The following is an 18,647-nucleotide window of genomic DNA, read 5'->3' on the forward strand; positions in this document are numbered from 1 at the left end:
ATCCACTAGATACATAAACTTACTAGTGGTCTGATTCCGACATTTGCTCGGCGCCTGTATCAGAGGGATGCAAATGTCGGAATCAGACCACTAGCAACATGGTTTCGCAGAAAACGCCATGTTCAGCTACTTCGGAATTATCTTCTTATTCACATATTTCCCCCACCAATCGCTCTCCCTTTCGTTTTTTTTCGATTTGGGTAATATCGTTTTCGGATTTATTCTGCCATTGGAGGATTCGAAGGTTGATCCTTCGATAAAAATTGCATTCATATAAGTGCAAGGAACAGACTGCAGATGCCGGGGCTTTCGGTCCATCGGAAGATGGGCTCCAATGGTCCGGCAATCTTACACCTGAGGAGGAAACATGCTTATCCGTCTGATCACGACTTCGGCGCTGACCAGCGCCCTCGCCCTCACCATCGGTTCGCAGGCATTCGCCCAGACGGAACTGGCGTGGTGGCACGGAATGACCGGCGCCAACAATGAAATGGTCGATGAACTCTCGAAGGAATTCAACGAAAGCCAGAGCGAATACAAGGTGGTTCCCGTTTATAAGGGCAGCTACCCTGAAACTTTGAATGCGGGCATTGCCGCTTTCCGCTCAAAGCAGCCTCCAGCGATCCTTCAGGTCTTCGATGCAGGCAGCGGCGTGATGATGGCTGCCGAAGGCGCCGTAGTTCCGGCCGCCGAAGTGCTTGAAAACGGCGGTTTCAAGTTCGACAAGTCCCAGTATCTTCCCGGCATCGTGGCCTATTACTCCAAGCCCGACGGCACGATGCTGTCTTTCCCCTACAATTCCTCATCGCCGATCCTGTATTACAACAAGGACGCCTTCAAGAAGGCTGGCTTGGACGAAAACAACCCGCCGAAAACCTGGCCGGAAGTTTTCGAAGCCGCCAAGAAGATCAAGTCCAGCGACGCTGCTGCGTGTGGCTTTACCTCGACCTGGTTGACCTGGATTCAGACTGAAAACTTCGCCGCATGGAACAACGTGCCCTACGGTACGAACGAGAACGGCCTGGGCGGCGCTGATGTAAAGCTTGAAATCAATTCACCGCTTTACATCGAGCACTTTCAGGCAATTGCCGATCTCGCCAAGGACGGTGCCTTCCGTTATGGCGGTCGCACATCGGAAGCCAAGCAGCTCTTCACCTCCGGCGAGTGCGCCATGCTGACGGAGTCCTCCGGCGGTCTGGGTGACGTCATCAAGTCAGGCCTCAACTACGGTATCGGCCAGCTTCCCTACTACGAAGGCCATGGCCCGCAGAATACCATCCCCGGTGGCGCGGCGCTTTGGGTTTTCGCCGGACTTAGCGACGAGCAATACAAGGGCGTCGCCCAGTTTTTCAATTTCCTTTCCCAGACCAAGATTCAGGTGAAGCTGCACGAAAAATCCGGCTATCTGCCGGTAACCATGGCGGCTTACGAAGAGACGAAAAAGTCGGGCTTCTATGAAAAGAACCCCGGCCGCGAAACGCCGATTCTGCAGATGATGGGCAAAGCGCCTACCGAAAATTCCAAGGGCGTTCGTCTCGTCAACCTGCCTCAGGTTCGCGACATCCTCAATGAAGAGTTCGAAGCGATGCTCGGCGGCAAGCAGGATGCCAAGACTGCACTGGATAACGCCGTAAAACGTGCCAACGAAGCCATCGCCGCAGCCCAGTAATTTATTGCATTAGCGCGACGCCGCCCGTCCTCATGGGCGGCGTCGCCCCCACGAGGAAGCTCCCCGTGCAGAAAGTCACCTTTCCGAATAAAATTCTGCCCTACCTTCTACTCGCGCCACAGATCGTTCTGACCGTAGTGTTTTTCTTCTGGCCAGCCAGCCAGGCGATCTATCAATCCTTCCTGCGGGAAGATGCATTCGGGCTCAAGTCAACCTTTGTCGGGTTTGCGAATTTCACTGCGGTTCTTTCCGACCCGAATTATCTTCATTCCTTCAAAGTCACGATCGTTTTCAACATCCTGACGGCCTTGCTCGCCATGGGCGTCGCCCTGTTGCTTGCAACCGCGGCCGACCGTGTCATCCGCGGCAAGACCTTCTACCGGACATTGCTGATCTGGCCCTATGCTGTCGCGCCCGCTGTCGCGGGTATGCTCTGGCTCTTCATGTTCAATCCGGCGATGGGCACAGTCGCCTATCTATTACGCCGTAACGGCATTGCGTGGGATCCTTTGCTCGACGGCAATCAGGCCATGGGACTTGTCGTTGTCGCGGCTGCATGGAAGCAGATTTCCTATAACTTCCTGTTTTTTGTCGCAGGCTTGCAGGCAATTCCCAAATCATTGATCGAAGCGGCGGCCATTGACGGTGCGCGAGGTGCGCGGCGTTTCTGGACCATAGTATTCCCGCTTCTGGCTCCGACGTCATTCTTCCTGCTCGTGGTCAATACGGTCTACGCCTTCTTTGACACTTTCGGCATCATCCACGCCGTTACCGGCGGCGGCCCGGCCAAGGCGACGGAGACGCTGGTCTACAAGGTTTACAATGACGGCTTCGTCAATCTGAATCTCGGCTCGTCTTCGGCGCAGTCCGTCATTTTGATGGCCATTGTGATCGCCCTGACCGCATTCCAGTTCCGCTTCGTCGAGAAGCGCGTGCATTATTCGTGAGCGAGGCGACCATGATCGAAAAACGCCCAGTCTCAAATCTGATCGGCCATCTGATCCTGATCCTCGGGATCGTCATCGTTGCCTTTCCGATCTATTACACCTTTGTCGCCTCGACGATGACCTCTTCGCAGATCATCCGTCCGCCGATCTCGCTTCTGCCCGGTGGCCATATGATGGAGAATTACAACGACGCCATTTTCGGCGGTGTCGAGCGCGTGGTAGGTGTCAGCCTCGAGCGACTGCTCTGGAATTCCTTCGTCGTTGCCATGGCAATCGCCATCGGCAAAATCATCATCTCGTTCATGTCCGCCTTCGCGATCGTGTTCTTCCGCTTTCCGTTGCGCATGTTTTTCTTCTGGATGATCTTCGTGACGCTGATGCTGCCGGTCGAGGTGCGCATTCTGCCAACCTATAAGGTGGTCGTCGATCTCGGCCTTATCGACACCTATGCGGGACTGACCCTGCCCCTGATGGCCTCTGCAACGGCAACCTTCCTGTTCCGCCAGTTCTTCCTCACCATTCCCGGAGAATTGGTGGAAGCCGCGCGCATCGACAATGCCGGACCGTTTCGCTTCATGCGCGATATCCTGCTGCCGCTTTCGAAAACGAACATCGCGGCACTCTTCGTCATTCTCTTCATTTATGGATGGACCCAGTATCTGTGGCCTCTCCTCGTTACCAATGACGCCAAGATGAACACCATCATCATAGGTCTACGCCGCATGGTTGACTGGGCCGATGCATCCACACCGTGGAACTACGTCATGGTAACGGCGATCCTCGCCATCATCCCACCGATCATTGTGGTCGTGCTGATGCAGCGCTGGTTCGTCAAAGGTCTCGTTGAAACGGAAAAGTAATGAGCAAAATCGTTCTTGATAACGTCCGCAAGAGCTATGGCGGCAATGTTGAAGTCATCAAAGGCGTTTCGCTGGAGATTGAAGACGGTGAATTCGTCGTTCTGGTCGGCCCATCCGGCTGTGGCAAGTCCACCTTGCTGCGTATGATAGCGGGGCTCGAAAGCATCACGTCCGGCGCCATTGCCATCGGCGACCGTGTGGTAAACGACGTCGAGCCTGCCGAGCGCGACATTGCCATGGTGTTCCAGAATTACGCGCTCTACCCGCATATGACAGTGCGCGAAAACCTGGCCTATGGTCTGAAAAACCGCAGAACGCCGAAAGATGAAATAGAACGCCGCATTGCAAAAGCGGCCAAAGCTCTCGAAATTGAACAGTTTCTGGATCGCAAGCCGCGCCAGCTTTCAGGCGGGCAGCGCCAGCGCGTCGCCATGGGGCGTGCTATCGTGCGCGAACCGGCCGCCTTTCTTTTCGACGAGCCGCTTTCCAATCTTGACGCCAAACTGCGCGTTCAGATGCGCGTTGAGATCAAGCGCCTGCAGCGTTCACTTGGCACCACAAGCGTCTATGTGACTCACGATCAGATGGAAGCCATGACCATGGCGGATCGTCTCGTTGTGTTGAACGCAGGTCATATCGAACAGGTCGGCACGCCGATCGAACTTTATGAAAAGCCGGCATCGACCTTCGTGGCGACATTCATTGGCTCACCTTCGATGAACCTGCTCCAGAGCGCGCAAGACACCGTCTGGCAACCGGGCACCGCAGTGAATCTGCCATCTGAAGGTTTCACTATCGGCGTGCGTCCCGAAGACATCCGCATCCTCGAAGATCGGGAGCCGGACAGCGATGGCTTCAACGCCAAAGTGCGTATCGAGGCAGTCGAACTTGTCGGAGCAGAAAGCTATATTCACGGTGCATTGTCAGATGGCAAGCCGCTCATATTCCGCGTCGCCGGGCGTTCCACACACAATGTCGATGAAACCGTCAGAGTGGGGTCCAGCGCCAAAAACGTGCACATCTTTAATGCCAATGGACGACGCGTGAACGACTGAACCTGCAAGTGATTGCGCGCCAACGAAAGTGCGCGGTCACTATAATATTCAATTTCTGTTTTGGAATTTATCGGATACACAAGGTGGATTGTTTTTTCCGCCCGTGAGGAACTTCCGATAGATGACTCATCCGCAGATTCTGTCCTTCACTGTCATTGCGCTTATGATGGGGGCATTTATCTGGGGGAAGTTTCGCTATGACGTGGTCGCGCTTTGCGCCCTGCTTCTGGCCATAGCAGTCGGAATAGTCCCCTTCGATCAAGCCTTTTCCGGCTTCAGCGACGATATCGTCATCATCGTGGGCAGTGCTCTCGTCGTCAGCGCGGGGGTAGCGCGCTCCGGGCTTATGCAGGTGGCGATTCAGCGTTTTCTGCCGGAACTGAACAGTGTACGCTTGCAGTTGGCGGTACTGGTAGCCCTCGTCACGATTCTTTCAGCCTTCGTGAAAAATGTCGGTGCGCTGGCGATCATGATACCGGTCGCCTTCCAGTTCGCGCGCCGCTCGAATGTTTCGCCCTCCACCTTTCTCATGCCGATGGCATTCGGCGCGTTGCTCGGCGGATTGATGACGCAGGTGGGCACCTCGCCCAATATCGTGGTTTCGCGCATACGCGGCGAAATGGTCGGTGAGCCTTTCACGATGTTCGACTTCACACCGGTCGGCGCCGTGCTGTCTGCCGTCGGAATCGTTTATCTCGTATCGTTCTACTGGCTCGTGCCGCAACGCACCCGCGAAAATATCTCGCTCGATGATGCGATTAAGATCAAGAACTACGCATCCGAAGCCCGTATAACGAAAAACTCCACCATAATCGGCAAACGTGTCACCGATCTTGTCAAGGCAGCTGAGGGCGAAGCGATGGTAACGTCCATCGTACGCAATGATCAGAGACTGACACCTCTCCCCGACACCGTACTGAACGAAGGCGACGTTGTATTGCTCGAGGGCGATCCCAAGGCCCTCGATACTGTTATCAGTACCGGAAAGCTGACCCTGTCGGAAAATCGCAATCCCTCAGAGACCAGCGGCTCCACCGACATTGAAGTGGTCGAGGCGGTGATCGGCAAGAATTCGAGACTGATCGGCCTCACGGCGCAACGGCTCGCTCTCTTTGCACGGTACGATCTCAATATGCTGGCAGTAAGCCGCCCGGGCGAACGCATTACAGAACGCCTCAGCGAGGTTATCCTCCGTTTTGGCGATGTGATCGTCCTGCAAGGCAGGCAGGCAAATCTTTCGACTTTCCTGCCCGAATTTGAGTTGCTGCCGCTCGCCCGCCGCAAACTGATGCTCGGTAGCGTCCGGCGCGGTTTGATCCCGCTTGCCATTTTGATCGCCGCCATTGGAGCAACCGCTTTCAGTCTGGTTCCCGTTGCAGTGGCATTTTTTGCGGCAGCTGTCGCAATGCTTCTGTTCAGGGTAATACCCCTCAACGAGGTCTATGACGAAATTGACGGTCCGATTCTCGTCATGCTGGCAGCACTCATTCCTGTATCGGATGCGCTCAGGACCACCGGAGGTACGGAACTCATCGCCACCGGGCTTGCCTCGATAGGTCACCAACTGCCACCAGCGGGTGCGCTGGCACTAATGCTCGTCGCAGCCATGATGGTCACACCGTTTCTCAACAATGCAGCGACCGTTCTTGTCATGGCCCCCATTGCAACCAGCTTTGCGTCGGGACTGGGGTTCAAGCCTGAAGCATTTTTGATGGCAGTCGCCATTGGCGCAGGCTGCGATTTCCTGACGCCGATCGGCCATCAATGCAATACGCTCGTCATGGGACCCGGAGGATACAAGTTCAGCGACTATCCGCGCCTGGGCCTACCACTTTCGATCATTATCGCCATTGTAACGGTGCCGACCCTGATGTTCTTCTGGCCGCTGAGATAAAGCGCCGATCTGATTCAATCAGCTCGAAACGCGCTCCAAGATCTAGGGTCAGGACCTATTAATTTGGTGGAAATGGTGTGAGGCCATCCGTCTGGATACGAGGAGAAAAGGCGAAGGAAATGTGGTTCATTTTCAAGCCTTTTCGACAAAGTAGCCGAGCGGATGGACCACATCCTTCGGACACCGAAATGACTGGTGATCTGCGGCGTCAAGCCGCTCAACCGGGGGAACCACCCCGTTTTTCGCGTCTTTCCTTGCAGCTCTTGTCATTTCAGGTGCCATTTTCATCAAATTAATAGGTCCTGACCCTAGACCTGAACCGAAGAAATCCAGTCGAGACTATCCGATACGATCTTCTCGACAGGCTCCGCAATATCCGCACGAAATACCAGCGGTTCGCCGACCGGGCTTTCGAGGGTTGCGATCTGACTTTCAAGCATCGATAGCGGCATGAAATGACCGGTGCGGTGTCCCATATGCTCATGCAGCACATCGAAACTGCCATCCAGAAAAACGATAAGCACCGGCGCTCCTGCAGCACTGCGCAGACGGTCACGATAGCTCTTCTTGAGTGCCGAACAGGAAATGATGATACCATCACTTGTCCCAGCCAGACGCTCGCCAATCTCGTCAAGCCATGGCCAGCGGTCGTCATCCCGCAAGGGAATACCCGCCGACATTTTATCTACATTGGCTTTGGGATGCAGGGAATCGCCTTCCAGAAAAGGAAGCGTCAGTGCCTCGGCAATTTTCTCACCTACAGTTGATTTACCGGACCCCGAAACACCCATTACGATAATACGCAGCATCAATTCCTCATACACTCGCGGTCATGCCGCCATCGACGTGCAGAACCTGTCCATTGACGAAAGAAGAGGCATCGCTGCTCAGGAACACCGCCGCGCCAACCAGTTCTTCGACATCGCCCCAGCGACCTGCCGGAGTTCGCTTTTCCAGCCATGCCGTAAATTCGGGACTTTCCACCAATGCCTGATTCAGCGGCGTCTTGAAATAGCCGGGCGCAATCGCGTTTATCTGTAATCCGTGACCAGCCCAGTCGGTCGCCATGCCACGCGTCAGGTTGCGGATCGCTCCCTTGGTCGCAGTGTAGGGTGCGATGGACGGTCGCGCGAGTTCGCTTTGAACCGAAGCAATATTGATGATCTTCCCGCGTCCGCGCGGGATCATGTGACGGGCGACCGCCTGCCCGGCATAGAATGCGCTGGAAACATTTGTTTCCAGAAGCTGCTGCCATTTCTCGATTGGAAAATCCTCAAGCGGCGCGCGATATTGCATACCCGCATTGTTTATCAGAATATCCAGTGGACCGATTTCTTCCTCAATTGCATCGACAGCCGCGCGGACTTCTTCAGCATCCGTGACGTCAAACACCGACGCGAAGACTGAAAAACCATCCTGTTCCAGAACAGTTACCGCAGAATCGACCTTGTTCCGGTCACGCCCGTTGATGATGACCGTCGCGCCGTGTTCGGCAAGCCCTCTGGCAAGAGCGAAGCCAATCCCCTGGCTTGAACCGGTTATCAGGGCGATACGCCCTTCCAGATTGAAAAGTTCGAAAGAGCGAGCCATCAGAAAGTTTCCAGTTTGAGACCGACGCGGCTTGCGGCCTCGACGATGTGGTGGCGCATTACTTCGCGGGCGCGAAGCGGATCACGGGAAAAAATTGCGTCTCTGATCGCGGTATGCTCATCAATGGTCACCGCAACGATCTGCTCCAGTACGGCACGCGCACGTGCAGCCTTTATGGCCTGATTGATGCGCTCAGCGATAAAGCCGAGAACGGAGGGGAAATACTCATTATGCGTAGCTGCGGCAAGCGCGCGGTGAAACGCCAGGTCGGCGGCAATACCCGCATCCGTCCATTTTCGCGCGCCGCTCATTTCATCGAGCGCTTCGTCCATTCGCGTCATGTCAGCAGCGTCGTGATGCACGGCGGCAAGGCCCGCCGCCTCAATCTCAAGCGCCATTCGCAATTGAAAGAGGCTTCTGAAATTATCGACATTGACGAGCGTCTCAGGCTCTATGCGGATTGCATGACGCCTGTCAGGCTCTGTCACGAAAGCCCCGACGCCTTGCCGGGTTTCGATAAGCCCCTCATTACGCAACTGCGCAATCGCTTCACGCACGACGGAACGACTTACCGCGAAGCTCTGCGCGAGATTGTGTTCGGTCGGCAATTTTTGCCCCGGGAGGAGACTCCCTTCGTTGATCTGCCGTGTGATTTCGGAAGCAATACGGCCGGGAAGCTGCTCATTGCGCCTGATTTCTCCAAACAAAATGATGAAGCCTCCCTGTTTCTCCGCGGAAAGGTGTGTCGTTAGCCTTTTGAAGAGTCAAGCAAAAGCTGGCAACCAGGGTTCATGATATTGTCAGGATCGATCACCTGCTTGATGCCTTCAAGGAGCTTCCTGCGCACAGGATCGAGACGTTTCTCGAAATCCTCCCGCTTCAACCGGCCGATGCCATGTTCAGCGCTGATGCTACCGGCGTAGCGATCCAGCACGGCATTGATCGTTTCCTTGGCGAGCTTGATTTTCTTGTCTTTGACAACCGTATCGATATCGCTTTCCGGAATGACATTGAGGTGCACATTACCGTCGCCGACGTGACCGTAGGAAACGGCAAGGCAATCCGGCAGTATCCTGGTCAGTTCGGCTTCCGCCTCCAGAACAAAGGACGACAGCTTCGAGAGCGGAACGGATATGTCCGTGCGCAGATGTTTGCCGCGCAATGCCTGGCCTTCATTCATTGCCTCCCGGAACATCCAGAGATTCTGTCCCTGAGCCCGCGACGACGCTATAGCCCCATCCAGAACAAGACCGTCTTCCATGGCGCTGCCAAGAAACCGCTCCATCAAAGAGGCTATATCCACCAATCCCGAACCTGAAATCTCCATCAGGACATAGGCGGGGTATTGTCCAAGCGGCATAGCGAGGTCGGGCATGGCTTCTTGTGCCAGCGTGAAAGCCATGGGCGGCATGAATTCGAACGCCGACATCAGATCGCAACATTGAACGCGGGCACGGCGATAAAGCGCTATGGCGTCCTCAAGGGAATCAAGGCCCAGCAGCGCCGTCTCCACCCTGTCAGGCAAGGGCATTAGCTTGATCGAAACGGCAGTCACGACCCCCAAAATACCTTCCGCACCGATGAACAACTGCTTCAGGTCGATACCGCGATTGTCTTTTCGCAGTGTGGACAAGCCATTGAATATGGTGCCATCAGGCAGCACGACCTCCAGCCCCAGCACCAGTTCGCGGGTCATGCCATAACGCAACACATTTACGCCGCCCGCATTGGTGCTGACATTTCCGCCGATCCGGCAACTCCCTTGCGCTCCGAGAGCCAAGGGAAAGAACATGCCTTCGGCCACAAGTTTGTCCTTCAGTTCCGACAGAATGCAACCGGCCTCGACAACCGCTGAAAAATCGTCTGGATCGATATGTCGAATGCGATTCATCCGTTCGAGACTCAAAATGACGAGATTATCGCGCCCATCCGGAACGCCGCCTTGAACGAGACCGGTGTTGCCGCCTTGGGGAATAATTGCCAAGCCCAGCGAGCCACAGGCTTTAACGGCAGCGGCCACTTCTTCCGTCGAACGTGGGCGAACAACAGCAACCGCACTATTTTCCACATCGCCGGGCCAGTCGCGACAATAGCGAAGCATGTCGGGCCTCTGGACCAGCACCATATTCTTCCCCAACATTGCGATAAGCTGCGCCAACCTGGCGTCAACCGAATCCCCCGAAACCTGCATTCTTGCCCTCCGGTCATGTTCTGGACGTCTGCTGCGTGCATCACGCAACTGTCCAACTAAAATTTTGACTGCAATCAGACTTACCCGGTCATTCTTGTGATTGGCCGGAGAAAACTGTTTTCAACGCCTACATATAAGGTTATCAGACAACCCTACAACATAAAATCTGTTGTCGGGCTGGGTCGGCGTCGCAAGAGGAACTGACAACGCCCGCAAATGAGCGGTTTCGAAACGGGGAGGATCAACCTGAAATGCATATCGCGATCATCGGCGCTGCTGGCATGGTGGGCCGCAAGCTCACGCAACGTCTGTCAAAAGAAGGAACGTTGGGCGGCAAACCTGTTGAAAAACTAACGCTCATCGACATTGTTGCAGCAGAAACGCCGGCAGATTTTGCAGGGGCCGCCGATATCGTTGCGACAGATATTTCCGCCGCAAAGACCGCAGAAGAGATCGTGTCGGGGCGACCTGATGTCATTTTCCATCTCGCCGCAATCGTCTCCGGCGAAGCAGAGCTCGATTTCGACAAGGGCTACCGAATCAATCTGGATGGAACGCGGCATCTTTTCGATGCGATCCGGCTCGCGCACGTCACCGATGGTTATAAGCCGCGTGTGGTTTTCACGTCTTCCATCGCAGTCTTCGGCGCGCCTCTCCCTTACCCGATCCCGGACGAGTTTCACACGACGCCACTGACAAGCTATGGCACGCAAAAAGCGATCAGCGAACTGCTATTGTCGGATTACACCCGGCGCGGTTTCTTCGACGGGATTGGCATTCGTCTGCCAACGATCTGCATACGGCCGGGCAAGCCGAATAAAGCGGCATCGGGCTTTTTCTCCAACATCCTGCGTGAACCACTATCCGGTCAGGAAGCTATCTTACCAGTTCCTGAAAGCGTTCGGCACTGGCACGCGTCCCCACGATCCGCCGTTGGATTTCTCGTCCATGCCGCGACGTTCGATACTGAATCCGTCGGACCACGTCGTAATCTTTCCATGCCCGGTCTCAGCGCCACCGTGGGAGAGCAGATAGATGCTTTGAGACGCATGGCCGGCGAAAAGGCCGTGAAGCTGATCCGCCACGAACCTGACGAAATGATCATGGGCATGGTTGCAGGCTGGGCACCCGGTTTTGAGGCCAAGCGCGCGCGCGCCCTCGGCTTCGTTGCAGAAACATCCTTTGATGAGATCATTCGCGTGCACATCGAGGATGAAATGGGGGGCAAGCTTTGACACGCAAGATCGCTTTTCTCGGAACCGGGCTGATGGGGACTCCGATGGCTACCCGTCTTCTGGATGCAGGCCTCGACGTCACAGTCTGGAACCGTGACAGCGCCAAGGCAGTTCCGCTCGTGGAGAAAGGCGCCAAGCTGGCCAAAACCGCCGCCGAAGCAGCCGAAAATGCCGATGTCGTCATTACCATGCTGACCGATGGTCCCGCAGTACGCGATGTTCTTTTTGAGCAAGGGGGAGCAAAGGCTTTGAACAAGGGCTGCGCGGTTATCGACATGAGTTCGATTTCGCCCGACTTCGCACGGGAACATGCCGAGCGTCTCAAAGCCGCAGGCGTCGGTCACGTGGACGCTCCAGTTTCAGGCGGTGTCGTCGGGGCTCAGCAAGGCACTCTTGCGATCATGGCCGGGGGTGACGAAGAGGTTGTAGCCCGCCTCGCAGATGTGTTCAAACCGATGGGACGCCTCACCCGTGTCGGCCCTTCGGGTGCTGGGCAATTGGCAAAGCTCGCCAATCAGCAGATTGTCGCCGTCACCATCGGAGCCATAGCCGAAGCGATGGTTCTGGTTGAAAGAGGCGGCGGCTCACGCGCCGCTTTCCGCGATGCCATTCGGGGCGGCTTTTGTGAAAGCCGCATTCTGGAACTTCATGGCAAGCGTATGATCGACCGGAATTTCCAGCCGGGCGGCAAGTCGCGCATTCAACTCAAGGATCTCGACGCCATCCTCAAAGCGGCAGGCGACTTGTCCCTGAACCTTCCCCTGACCGAAACGGTGCGGGAAGCCTTTGCCGCTTTCGTCGGCGAAGGTGGCGGAGACGCGGATCACAGCGCCCTGCTTCTTCATATCGAGAAACTGAACGAAGGTCGAAAAATCTAGCCATTACTGCATTCGAATTGCATTGGGAGGTGCAATGAAGATCACCGCTATCGAGACGATCCGGATCGCCGAACGGCCCAATCTGTTGTGGGTCGAGGTCCATTCGGATGAAGGTATTACCGGACTCGGTGAGACTTTCTTCATGTCGGAGACCGTCGAAACCTATCTGCATGAGTATGTTGCGCCACGTGTTATCGGTCGCGATCCGCTGCAGATCGATCTTCTGGCTTCCGATCTTGTCGGATACCTCGGATTCCGTTCGACAGGTGCGGAAGTGCGTGGCAATTCCGCATTCGACATTGCACTCTGGGACCTCTACGGCAAGGCTGCAAACCTTCCGATTGCCCAACTGCTTGGCGGGTTCAGCCGCCAGTCCATCCGGACCTACAATACCTGCGCCGGAACGGAATACATCAAAAAGGCCACCGGGCAGCGGTCGGCCAATTACGGGCTTGTGAATACCGGCGCTGATTATGACGACCTCAACGGCTTTTTGCACCGCGCCGACGAGCTCGCACTTTCGTTGTTGGATGAAGGCATTACCGCGATGAAGATCTGGCCATTCGATATGGCTGCCGAAAAGACGCGCGGACAATATATCTCGCAAACAGACCTGAAAGCGGCGCTCAGGCCTTTCGAGAAGATTCGCAGCGCGGTCGGCGACCGCATGGACATCATGGTCGAATTCCATTCCATGTGGCAGCTTTTGCCAGCCATGCAGATCGCCCGCGAACTTGCTCCGTTCAAGACATTCTGGCACGAAGACCCTATAAGGATGGACAGTCTGGGTAGTCTGAAACGCTACGCGGAAGCAAGCATTGCCCCGATCTGTGCATCGGAAACACTGGGAAGCCGCTGGGCGTTTCGCGATTTGCTTGAGACTGGTGCGGCAGGCGTCGTCATGCTCGACTTGAGTTGGTGTGGTGGATTGTCGGAGGCGCGCAAGATCGCGGCGATGGCTGAAGCATGGCACCTGCCGGTAGCGCCTCACGACTGTACCGGCCCCGTGGTCCTGTGCGCTTCGACGCATTTGTCGCTCAATGCGCCGAACGCCCTGATTCAGGAGAGCGTGCGCGCATTCTACAAGACCTGGTATCGCGATCTCGTCACGGCCCTCCCCAGAGTGACCGACGGCATGATCACGGTTCCACCCGGCGCAGGTCTTGGCATGGAGCTGAACCCCGAGATAGACAGAGCCTATACGGTCAGTCGTCGAAAAACAGATCGATCTAAATTTTGAGGAAAGCCGCATTCCGAAGGCTGGACTCAACCCCGGTCTGCTAATAACAATAGCGCCGCATTGTCAGACATCCTGACAATGCTGGTCGTGGGAACGGCCATAAAATGGGAGAATATTTGTGCAAAGTAAGCGTGAACTCACTGCGTCGGCGATTCTGCCCGAAGACAGCCAATCTGCAGTTTTGATCGGCCGTGTGTGGTCGAAAGCAGAAAACGGCCCCTGCCCCGTACTGGTTAAAGACGGCCATTTGCACGATATTTCCAGCCTGTCGGCCAGCGTCTCCGGCCTTCTGGAACGCAAATCGTTGGTGAACGAATTACGGGATACGCAGGATTTCGCGGATCTGGGTTCTCTTGACAGTTTTCTTTCCGGTGAGCCTGGCGAACTGCTGGCTCCCATCGATTTACAATCGATCAAAGCTGCGGGCGTCACGTTTGCCGATAGTATGCTCGAGCGCGTTATTGAAGAGCAGGCAAAGGGCGACCCGTCGCGCGCTCGTGAAATTCGTGAGCGTCTTGCCCCCGTGATCGGCGATAATCTCCGTGGTGTTGCAGCTGGCTCCGAAAAGGCGGCGAACGTCAAGGCGCTTCTTCAGGAGATGGGTCTCTGGTCCCAGTATCTGGAAGTGGGCATCGGCCCCGACGCCGAGATATTCACCAAATCTCAACCCATGTCCGCCGTTGGATGCGGCGCGACTGTTGGCATTTTGCCGATCTCGCAATGGAACAATCCGGAACCGGAAGTCGTGTTGGCCGTCGCTTCGGACGGTCGCATCGTCGGCGCCACGCTCGGCAATGACGTCAACCTGCGCGACGTTGAAGGCCGCTCGGCCCTCCTGCTGGGCAAGGCCAAGGATAACAACGCCTCCTGTGCCATTGGCCCGTTCATCCGGTTGTTCGACAACGACTTCACTATGGATGTGTTGCGCAAACTCAAACTGTCGTTGACCGTCCACGGAGCCGATGGCTTTGAAATGACCGGCGAAAGCCCGATGGAAGCTATCAGCCGCGATCCCGAGAACCTCGCGGCGCAGATGATGAACCGCAATCATCAGTATCCCGATGGTGCAGTGCTTTTCCTTGGCACGATGTTCGCACCGGTCAAGGATCGTCGCGGTGCCGGTCAGGGGTTTACTCATGAGATCGGGGATCGGGTGGAAATATCCACTCCCAAGCTCGGCAAGCTCGTAAACTGGGTTGATCGCACGGATAATTGTCCCGAATGGACCTTCGGCATCAGGGCATTGATTCAGAACCTGCAAGCCCGCAATCTGCTCCATAAGATTTGAGGTAGATGTATGACGAAAGCCATAGATTTCCTCTATAAGATACTTGGTGCAATTCTCGTCTTTCTGCTCGCCGGTATGGCGCTCATGGTATTTGTCAATGTGGTTTTGCGTTATGCGGCAAATTCCGGACTGACGGTATCGGAAGAGCTTGCCCGGTACTTTTTCGTCTGGATAACGTTTCTCGGCGCCGTCCTCACTTTCCGTGAAAACAGCCACCTTGGGATCGAGACTCTCGTCGCTCGCTTCGGAAAGCGAGGGCGCGTGAACTGCATGGCAACCAGCTATCTGATCATTATGTTGTGTTCCGGAATTTTCTTCTGGGGCACCTGGAAACAGTTCGATATCAACGCCAGCATGGTGGCGCCCGTCACCGGCATTTCCATGATCTGGGTATATGGCATCGGCCTGTTTACCGGCGCGGCAATGTTCATCATCGCTGCCGAACGCTTTCTCCGGGCTGTCACCGGTCGCCTGACCGATGAAGAGATTGCCATTTTTTCGGGCGAACATTCGCTCGACCACCTGATGGAGTAGAAGACATGACACTTGTCGTATTTGTCGGATCGCTCCTCAGCGCCATGGCAATTGGAGTGCCAATCGCATTCTCGCTTATGTTCTGCGGCGTGGTTCTCATGTGGTACATGGGAATATTCAACACGCAGATTATTGCTCAAAATATGATCGCGGGAGTCGATTCATTCACACTTCTGGCGATCCCCTTCTTCGTTCTGGCAGGCGAACTGATGAATTCAGGCGGTCTCTCCCGCCGCATCATCGATTTCGCCATAGCCTGCGTCGGTCATATTCGCGGCGGTCTTGGCGTCGTTGCCATTCTCGCTGCAATCATCATGGCCAGTGTATCGGGTTCTGCAGCCGCCGATACCGCTGCGTTGGCAACGATCCTCGTTCCTATGATGGCCAAGGCAGGATACAATATTCCGCGTTCAGCCGGACTTATGGCTGCCGGCGGTATTATCGCTCCGATCATTCCGCCGTCGATGGCAATGATCGTGTTCGGCGTGGCCGCCAATGTATCCATTACACAGCTTTTCATGGCGGGTATCGTGCCCGGATTGATGATGGGTGTAGCCCTTCTCATCACCTGGCAGATGGTCGTCAGGAAAGACAACCTGAAAGTGCTGCCGAAACGATCGGGGAAAGAACGCCTCCACGCAACGGGGCGTGCACTCTGGGCGCTCGGTATGCCGGCCATTATTCTGGGCGGCATTCGAATGGGCGTGATGACCCCGACCGAGGCGGCGGTTGTCGCAGCCGCTTATGCCCTGTTCGTCGGCATGGTCATCTATCGCGAACTGAAATTTGCCGATCTGTATGGCGTTTTCCTGCAAGCAGCCAAGATAACGTCCGCGATCATGTTCCTGGTCGCTTCGGCACTCGTTTCTTCGTGGTTGATAACGGCTGCAAACATTCCGGCAGAAGTCAGCAGTTACATCACGCCACTCATCGACAATCCAAAACTGCTGATGTTTGCGATCATGATCCTGGTGCTGATTGTCGGGACTGCGTTGGATCTTACTCCGACGATCCTGATCCTGACACCGGTTCTGATGCCGATCATCAAGCAGGCGGGAATCGACCCGGCCTATTTCGGCGTCCTGTTCATCATGAACACCTGTATCGGTCTTATCACTCCGCCAGTCGGCGTAGTGCTCAATGTGGTGAGCGGCGTTTCCAAAGTGCCGCTCGGCAAGGTAGTCACAGGCATAAGTCCGTTCCTGCTTTCACAGGTACTGGTGCTGCTGTTGCTAGTCCTGTTCCCGAACCTCGTTCTGGTGCCCATGCACTGGCTTCATTAGAACTGTATTAGGGTTTCGATCCGGTGAGAGCCGGTCGGAACGTTAATCCTCAACGTAACCGCATTCTGTCACGTCAAATGTTCTGGTTTGACGGCAAGTATTTTAACTTTGGGAGGAGATTTCTATGAGAAAACTGATCATGCTGGCAACGACCGCCCTCGTGGCGGGAGCGCTGACCGTACCCGCATTTGCCGAGTTTCAGGAACGCAACATCCGCGTTTCAAACGGCATCAACGAAGACCACCCCGTCGGCAACGGCATCAAGGCAATGAATGAATGCCTGGCCGAAAAGTCCGGCGGGAAAATGAAGATAACTGCCTTTTGGGGCGGAGCGCTCGGAGGCGATCTACAAGCAACGCAGGCTCTGCGTTCCGGCGTACAGGAAGGTGTCGTGACCTCGTCGTCGCCACTTGTGGGCATTGTTCCGGCGCTCGGCGTCTTCGACCTGCCTTTCCTGTTTGCAAACGATGAAGAGGCAGACAAGGTTGTCGACGGCTCATTCGGCAAAATGATGGACGAAAAGCTCGCCGCTGTCGGCCTCGTCAATCTCGCCTATTGGGAAAACGGGTTCCGCAATCTCTCCAACTCGAAGCGTCCGGTAAACAAGTGGGAAGACTTCAGCGGCATGAAAGTCCGCGTGATGCAGAACAACATCTTCCTTGATACGTTCCAGAATTTTGGCGCCAACGCCACGCCGATGGCTTTTGGCGAAGTGTTCTCGGCACTGGAAACCAAGGCTATCGACGCTCAGGAAAACCCTTACGTCACGATCGACACGTCCAAATTCTACGAAGTACAGAAATACGTTACCGAAACGAAACATGCTTACACGCCGTTTCTGTTCCTGTTCTCGAAGCCGATCTTCGACACCTATTCGCCGGAAGAACAGACCGCCCTGCGTGAATGCGCAGTCGTTGGCCGTGATGTCGAGCGCAAGGTCATTCGCGAACTGAACCAGAAATCGTTGGAAAAAATCAAGGAAGCGGGCCTTGAGGTAAACACTCTCTCGCCAGAGGAACATGCTCGCATACTGGAGAAATCCCAGCCCATCTACGAGAAGTACAAGTCCCAGATCGGCGAGGACGTCGTCGATGCGGTGCAAAAGCAGCTTGCCGAAATCCGCAAGTAATCGAAATTGAACATGATAAAAGGCCGCGCGAAATGCGCGGCCTTTTTAAATCATTGCGACGCGCGAACTGACTGCGGCAGAATGAAGGGCACGCCTTTTTCTGGCGACACGCCGACGCGCAGCGAACATTCATAGATGCGCTCAAGCCGCTCGTCGGTCAATGTATCCTGCGGCGATCCCATCGTATCAAGGCGGCCCTTGTTCATGACCGCGATACGATCGGCAAACATGGCGGTCAGATTGAGATCATGCAGGACCGCGACGACCCCGCCTCCAGCCATGGCGAAATCTCTTGCAATCTCCATCACGACAATCTGGTGACGGATATCGAGACTTGAAATGGGCTCATCGAGGAAGAGATAACGTGCTTCGCCGTCCACGACGGGTTTCCATACCTGACAAAGAACGCGGGCAAGCTGCACGCGTTGCTGTTCACCGCCCGACAGTTCCTGATAGAGCCGCCCACCGAAACCGTCGAGATCGACCTTGTGCAAGGCCATATCGGGCAGGTCTTTCTCTTCCTGGCGGGATACGCCGCTATAGCCGCCCGTAAGCCCGATCTTCACGATCTCGCGGACCGTAAAGGGGAAGGACAAAGCGCTTGCCTGCGGAAGAACCGCCCGACGCGACGCCATTTCCCATGGTTTGATCGCAGCAAAAGACCGACCATCGAGATAAGCCGATCCGGTGAACGGAATATCGCCCGACAATGCCCGCAGCAAAGTGGTCTTGCCCGAACCGTTTGGCCCGACGATTGCCGTCACCTCGCCACGCCGCGCGGAAAACGCGATATCACGAATGATGGTTTTCCCGGAAAGACTGACGCTCAATGCCTTCGTTTCGATCATGGCAGT

Annotated in this window: 17 protein-coding genes; 12 read left to right on the forward strand and 5 right to left on the reverse strand. The window is 55.5% G+C overall.

Annotation, left to right across the window (positions count from 1 at the left end; translation table 11 throughout):
• Positions 1-367 precede the first annotated feature (367 nt).
• The 5 genes from ugpB to FHS76_RS12680 all read left to right on the forward strand — a co-directional run bounded on the left by ugpB (position 368) and on the right by FHS76_RS12680 (position 6,425).
• Positions 368-1,669: a sn-glycerol-3-phosphate ABC transporter substrate-binding protein UgpB gene (gene ugpB / locus FHS76_RS12660; protein WP_183653001.1), complete on the forward strand. Its 1,302-nt coding sequence runs from the start codon at positions 368-370 to the stop codon at positions 1,667-1,669.
• A 65-nt stretch (positions 1,670-1,734) separates the two neighbouring features.
• On the forward strand, positions 1,735-2,616 hold the full coding sequence (gene ugpA / locus FHS76_RS12665; RefSeq protein ID WP_183653003.1) for a sn-glycerol-3-phosphate ABC transporter permease UgpA: 882 nt from the start codon (positions 1,735-1,737) through the stop codon (positions 2,614-2,616).
• A gap of 11 nt (positions 2,617-2,627) precedes the next feature.
• Positions 2,628-3,476 (forward strand): sn-glycerol-3-phosphate ABC transporter permease UgpE, encoded by an 849-nt coding sequence (gene ugpE / locus FHS76_RS12670; protein ID WP_183653005.1) that lies wholly within the window; start codon positions 2,628-2,630, stop codon positions 3,474-3,476.
• Positions 3,476-4,531: a sn-glycerol-3-phosphate import ATP-binding protein UgpC gene (locus FHS76_RS12675; RefSeq protein ID WP_183653007.1), complete on the forward strand. Its 1,056-nt coding sequence runs from the start codon at positions 3,476-3,478 to the stop codon at positions 4,529-4,531. The genes ugpE and FHS76_RS12675 overlap by 1 nt, the downstream gene beginning before the upstream one ends.
• A 121-nt stretch (positions 4,532-4,652) precedes the next feature.
• On the forward strand, positions 4,653-6,425 hold the full coding sequence (locus FHS76_RS12680; RefSeq protein WP_183653009.1) for an SLC13 family permease: 1,773 nt from the start codon (positions 4,653-4,655) through the stop codon (positions 6,423-6,425).
• Between the two features lie 308 nt (positions 6,426-6,733).
• On the opposite strand, the gene FHS76_RS12685 is transcribed toward FHS76_RS12680, so the two are convergent.
• The 4 genes from FHS76_RS12685 to FHS76_RS12700 are packed head-to-tail and all read right to left on the reverse strand — an operon-like array spanning position 6,734 to position 10,155.
• Positions 6,734-7,234, reverse strand: coding sequence for a gluconokinase (locus tag FHS76_RS12685; protein WP_183653011.1), 501 nt, complete (start codon positions 7,232-7,234; stop codon positions 6,734-6,736).
• Positions 7,235-7,241: 7 nt separating this feature from the next.
• Entirely contained in the window at positions 7,242-8,015 is a 774-nt protein-coding gene (locus tag FHS76_RS12690; RefSeq protein ID WP_183653013.1) for an SDR family oxidoreductase, read from the reverse strand.
• Positions 8,015-8,722 (reverse strand): FadR/GntR family transcriptional regulator, encoded by a 708-nt coding sequence (locus FHS76_RS12695; RefSeq protein ID WP_183653016.1) that lies wholly within the window; start codon positions 8,720-8,722, stop codon positions 8,015-8,017. The genes FHS76_RS12690 and FHS76_RS12695 overlap by 1 nt, the downstream gene beginning before the upstream one ends.
• A gap of 41 nt (positions 8,723-8,763) precedes the next feature.
• Complete coding sequence (locus FHS76_RS12700) at positions 8,764-10,155, reverse strand: FAD-binding oxidoreductase (protein WP_374828596.1); 1,392 nt, start codon at positions 10,153-10,155, stop codon at positions 8,764-8,766.
• A 302-nt stretch (positions 10,156-10,457) separates the two neighbouring features.
• On the opposite strand from FHS76_RS12700, the gene denD reads away from it, so the two are divergent.
• From denD to FHS76_RS12735, 7 genes are all read left to right on the forward strand, one after another.
• Positions 10,458-11,441, forward strand: a complete 984-nt coding sequence (denD, locus tag FHS76_RS12705; RefSeq protein ID WP_183653022.1) for a D-erythronate dehydrogenase — start codon at positions 10,458-10,460, stop codon at positions 11,439-11,441.
• On the forward strand, positions 11,438-12,319 hold the full coding sequence (locus FHS76_RS12710) for an NAD(P)-dependent oxidoreductase (protein WP_183653025.1): 882 nt from the start codon (positions 11,438-11,440) through the stop codon (positions 12,317-12,319). The genes denD and FHS76_RS12710 overlap by 4 nt, the downstream gene beginning before the upstream one ends.
• 34 nt (positions 12,320-12,353) lie before the next feature.
• On the forward strand, positions 12,354-13,559 hold the full coding sequence (locus FHS76_RS12715) for a mandelate racemase/muconate lactonizing enzyme family protein (protein WP_183653028.1): 1,206 nt from the start codon (positions 12,354-12,356) through the stop codon (positions 13,557-13,559).
• A 118-nt stretch (positions 13,560-13,677) separates the two neighbouring features.
• Positions 13,678-14,847: a fumarylacetoacetate hydrolase family protein gene (locus FHS76_RS12720; RefSeq protein WP_183653031.1), complete on the forward strand. Its 1,170-nt coding sequence runs from the start codon at positions 13,678-13,680 to the stop codon at positions 14,845-14,847.
• Positions 14,848-14,856: 9 nt separating this feature from the next.
• Complete coding sequence (locus tag FHS76_RS12725) at positions 14,857-15,381, forward strand: TRAP transporter small permease (protein WP_183653033.1); 525 nt, start codon at positions 14,857-14,859, stop codon at positions 15,379-15,381.
• 5 nt (positions 15,382-15,386) lie between these two features.
• Positions 15,387-16,664: a TRAP transporter large permease gene (locus tag FHS76_RS12730; RefSeq protein WP_183653036.1), complete on the forward strand. Its 1,278-nt coding sequence runs from the start codon at positions 15,387-15,389 to the stop codon at positions 16,662-16,664.
• A gap of 124 nt (positions 16,665-16,788) precedes the next feature.
• On the forward strand, positions 16,789-17,793 hold the full coding sequence (locus tag FHS76_RS12735) for a TRAP transporter substrate-binding protein (protein WP_183653039.1): 1,005 nt from the start codon (positions 16,789-16,791) through the stop codon (positions 17,791-17,793).
• Positions 17,794-17,843: 50 nt separating this feature from the next.
• On the opposite strand, the gene FHS76_RS12740 is transcribed toward FHS76_RS12735, so the two are convergent.
• Complete coding sequence (locus FHS76_RS12740) at positions 17,844-18,641, reverse strand: heme ABC transporter ATP-binding protein (protein WP_183653042.1); 798 nt, start codon at positions 18,639-18,641, stop codon at positions 17,844-17,846.
• Between the last annotated feature and the right edge of the window lie 6 nt (positions 18,642-18,647).

It is taken from the genome of Brucella daejeonensis, assembly GCF_014199265.1.
In the GTDB taxonomy this organism is placed as follows: domain Bacteria; phylum Pseudomonadota; class Alphaproteobacteria; order Rhizobiales; family Rhizobiaceae; genus Brucella; species Brucella daejeonensis.

Excerpts from the sequence above, each read along its gene's own strand:
- ugpE (WP_183653005.1), top strand. The coding sequence starts at position 2,628 with ATGATCGAAAAACGCCCAGTCTCAAATCTGATCGGCCATCTGATCCTG.
- FHS76_RS12700 (WP_374828596.1), bottom strand. The coding sequence starts at position 10,155 with ATGTTGGGGAAGAATATGGTGCTGGTCCAGAGGCCCGACATGCTTCGC.
- FHS76_RS12740 (WP_183653042.1), bottom strand. The coding sequence starts at position 18,641 with ATGATCGAAACGAAGGCATTGAGCGTCAGTCTTTCCGGGAAAACCATC.
- FHS76_RS12685 (WP_183653011.1), bottom strand. The coding sequence starts at position 7,234 with ATGCTGCGTATTATCGTAATGGGTGTTTCGGGGTCCGGTAAATCAACT.
- FHS76_RS12730 (WP_183653036.1), top strand. The coding sequence starts at position 15,387 with ATGACACTTGTCGTATTTGTCGGATCGCTCCTCAGCGCCATGGCAATT.
- FHS76_RS12690 (WP_183653013.1), bottom strand. The coding sequence starts at position 8,015 with ATGGCTCGCTCTTTCGAACTTTTCAATCTGGAAGGGCGTATCGCCCTG.
- FHS76_RS12715 (WP_183653028.1), top strand. The coding sequence starts at position 12,354 with ATGAAGATCACCGCTATCGAGACGATCCGGATCGCCGAACGGCCCAAT.
- FHS76_RS12725 (WP_183653033.1), top strand. The coding sequence starts at position 14,857 with ATGACGAAAGCCATAGATTTCCTCTATAAGATACTTGGTGCAATTCTC.
- FHS76_RS12675 (WP_183653007.1), top strand. The coding sequence starts at position 3,476 with ATGAGCAAAATCGTTCTTGATAACGTCCGCAAGAGCTATGGCGGCAAT.
- FHS76_RS12735 (WP_183653039.1), top strand. The coding sequence starts at position 16,789 with ATGAGAAAACTGATCATGCTGGCAACGACCGCCCTCGTGGCGGGAGCG.
- denD (WP_183653022.1), top strand. The coding sequence starts at position 10,458 with ATGCATATCGCGATCATCGGCGCTGCTGGCATGGTGGGCCGCAAGCTC.
- FHS76_RS12680 (WP_183653009.1), top strand. The coding sequence starts at position 4,653 with ATGACTCATCCGCAGATTCTGTCCTTCACTGTCATTGCGCTTATGATG.
- ugpB (WP_183653001.1), top strand. The coding sequence starts at position 368 with ATGCTTATCCGTCTGATCACGACTTCGGCGCTGACCAGCGCCCTCGCC.